Below are 2,873 nucleotides of genomic sequence, written 5' to 3'. Positions count from 1 at the left end.
GCACCGGCGACACCTTCGGGGCGGGCGACGCGGATCTGACCCGGTGGGCGGCTGTCGTCGTCGCGGACCGGGTGCCGGAGTTCCCCGGGTGGGACCGCATCTCGACGGCGAAGGTGACGGTCGAGATGAGCCCGCTGCACAGCCGCGGAACCTGGGCGAAGCAGAGGCCGTTCGAGCCGTCCGTGAAGGACAAACCGGACGGCATGGTACTGGCGATGACCCGTGCGCGGCTGCGGCCGGTCAAGGCGCTGACCTTCTGGCGCGCGGTGCCCCCGGTGGTCGCCGAACTGGACGCGGCGCCTGGGCTGCTGGCCCGTATCGGCATCGGTGAGGCGCCGATCGGCTGGCAGGGAACGATCACCGTGTGGCGGGGCGCGACGGACCTGACCGGCTTCGCGTACCGTCAGCCGGAGCACCGCGCAGTGATCGCGCGGACACCGACGGACAAGTGGTATGCGGAAGACCTGTTCGCCCGGTTTGCGGTCCGGAGAATCACCGGGGATCGCACCGTGCTGGGCTGGGTGAGAAAGGGCGATCAGGGCGATGAGGCCGACGCGATGAGGCCGACGGGATGAGGCCGGCGCGATGAGACTGGTGCCGTGGCAGCCGGATGATCTGCTCAGGCGGCTCGACGACGTGGTGTCGGTGTACGGCGAGGCCATGGGCTACCGCACCGAGCTGCTGCAGACCCGCCGCGGCTACATCGGCGCGCACGTGCGCCGGGCCGGTTTCCGCGCCGTCGCCACCCTGACCACCGACGGGCACCTGGCGGGCTTCGGCTACGGCTACACCTCCGGGCCCGGCCAGTGGTGGCACGACCAGGTCCGCTCGGCGCTCGACGACGACGCGCGCAAGCAGTGGCTGACCGACTGCTTCGAGGTGGTCGAGCTGCACGTCAAACCGGCCGCCCAGGGGCACGGCGTGGGGGCGCGGCAGTTGCGGGCGCTGCTGGCCATGGCCGACGGGCGTACCGTCCTGCTGTCCACGCCGGAGGCCGACGAGGAGCAGTCCCGGGCCTGGCGGCTGTACCGCCGCTTCGGCTTCGTGGACGTGTTGCGCGACTTCATCTTCCCGGGTGACGAGCGGGCGTTCGCGATCCTCGGGCGCGAGCTTCCGCTGGCCGAGCGGGCCGTCGACGCGCCGGGCATCGTCGGCATTTGATGATCCGCATTCCCTGGGTGCTGCTCGGCGCCCTGGTCCTCACCCAGATCTGCTATCCGCTCACCTCCGGCGGCGTCCGGGCCGGGCTGACCGTGCTCACCGTGGTGCTGGGCTATCTGCTGTCGGTCTCGCACGCGCTGGTCACCCGCGGGCGGCGGGCGGCGGCCGCACTGGTGGCAACGGCGACCGTGGGCGGCTTCCTGGTCGAGGCGATCGGCGTCGCCACCGGGTTCCCGTTCGGGTCGTACGCCTACTCGGGCGAGCTCGGGCCGCGCATCCTGGACGTCCCACTGATCATCCCGCTCGCCTGGACGTGGATGGCCTGGCCGGCGTGGCTGGCCGCGCTACGCCTGGCCGGCTCGCTGTGGAAGCGCGTCGCGCTGGCCGCGGTCGGGCTGGCCGCGTGGGACCTCTTCCTGGACCCGCAGATGGTCGGCGAGGGTTACTGGCGATGGCTCGATCCGACGCCCGCGCTGCCCGGCGTGCCCGGCATCCCGATCGGCAACTACCTCGGCTGGCTCGGGTTCGCGCTGCTGCTGATGACGGCGTTGGCGCTGGCCGGCGGCCCGCGGATCGGGTCACCCCAGGGCGACGACAAACCCGCGCTGGCGCTCTGGTTCTGGACGTACGCTTCCTCCGTGCTCGCCCACGCCGTGTTCCTGGACCTGCCCGCCTCGGCCCTGTGGGGTGGCGTGGTGATGGGCGCGGTCGTGGTTCCACTGGCGGTCGTGTCGGCCCGCAGATGATCTGGCTCGTCCTGATTCCGCTCGTCCTGCTCACCGGGCACTCGGTGGTGAACGCGTTGCTGCTGCGCCGGCCGCCGCGCGGTGCGACGACGCCGAAGCGGGTCGCGGTGCTGCTGCCGCTGCGCGACGAGGCCGGCCGGGTGACCCCGTGCCTGGAGGCGTTGCTCGCCCAGCGCGGTGTGCCCGAGCTGGAGATCGTCGTGCTCGACGACGGCTCGACCGACGGCACCGCCGACGTGGTGCGCTCGGTCGCCGGCGACAAGGTGCGGCTGCTCACCGGCGCCGCGCCGCCGCCGGGCTGGCTGGGCAAGCCGCACGCCTGCGCCCAGCTCGCCGCCGCGGCGCCGGACGCCGAGGTGCTGGTCTTCGTGGACGCCGACGTGGTGCTGTCGCCCGACGCGATCGCCGGTGGCGTGGTCGCGGCACAGGGGTTCGCGCTGTTGTCGCCGTACCCGCGGATCACCGGCGCCGGTCGCCTCGTGCAGCCGCTGCTGCAGTGGTCATGGCTGACCTTTCTGCCGCTGCGTGCGATGGAGCGGTCGGCTCGCCCGTCGCTGGCCGCGGCGGGTGGGCAGTGGCTGGTGGCGGATCGCGCCGGGTACGACCGGGCGGGCGGGCACGCGGCGGTGCGCGGCGAGGTGCTCGAGGACATCGCCCTGGCCCGCGCGGTCAAACGGTCCGGCGGCCGGATCGCCCTCGCCGACGGCTCTCGGCTGGCCACCTGCCGCATGTACGACTCGTGGCCGGCGCTGGTGGAGGGCTACTCGAAGTCGCTGTGGTCCTCGTTCGGCTCCCCGGCCGGCGCGGCCGCCGTCGTGGTTGTCCTCCTTCTCCTGTACGCGTCCCCGCCGGCCCTCGCCGTCACCGGCGCGTGGTGGCCGGCCGCCTGCGCCTATCTGCTCGGCGTGACGGGCCGGGTCGCGGCGGCCCGGGCGACGGGCGGCCGGGCCTGGCCGGACGCACTGG

General features: G+C 73.6%; 4 protein-coding genes. All 4 read left to right on the top strand.

The window, feature by feature from the left end; translation table 11 throughout:
- Positions 1-575 (top strand): monooxygenase (locus AB0M20_RS35820; RefSeq protein WP_364305014.1); only part of this gene is annotated, 575 nt, incomplete at its 5' end.
- A 10-nt stretch (positions 576-585) separates the two neighbouring features.
- The gene (locus AB0M20_RS35815; RefSeq protein WP_364305012.1) at positions 586-1,161 is read left to right on the top strand and encodes a GNAT family N-acetyltransferase; all 576 of its coding nucleotides are present in this window, start codon (positions 586-588) and stop codon (positions 1,159-1,161) included.
- The gene (locus AB0M20_RS35810; protein WP_364305010.1) at positions 1,161-1,907 is read left to right on the top strand and encodes a carotenoid biosynthesis protein; all 747 of its coding nucleotides are present in this window, start codon (positions 1,161-1,163) and stop codon (positions 1,905-1,907) included. Before AB0M20_RS35815 ends, AB0M20_RS35810 begins: the two co-directional genes overlap by 1 nt.
- Positions 1,904-2,873 (top strand): glycosyltransferase family 2 protein (locus AB0M20_RS35805; protein ID WP_364305008.1); only part of this gene is annotated, 970 nt, incomplete at its 3' end. The genes AB0M20_RS35810 and AB0M20_RS35805, both read left to right, overlap by 4 nt.

This window comes from Actinoplanes sp. NPDC051633 (genome assembly GCF_040681735.1).
GTDB lineage: Bacteria > Actinomycetota > Actinomycetes > Mycobacteriales > Micromonosporaceae > Actinoplanes.
Note: the sequence above shows the minus strand (reverse complement) of the source record. Positions and strands in the feature narration are given on the sequence as shown.

Bases quoted from the DNA above. Each gene is read 5' to 3' on its own strand.
- AB0M20_RS35815 (WP_364305012.1), top strand. From the start codon at position 586: ATGAGACTGGTGCCGTGGCAGCCGGATGATCTGCTCAGGCGGCTCGAC.
- AB0M20_RS35810 (WP_364305010.1), top strand. From the start codon at position 1,161: ATGATCCGCATTCCCTGGGTGCTGCTCGGCGCCCTGGTCCTCACCCAG.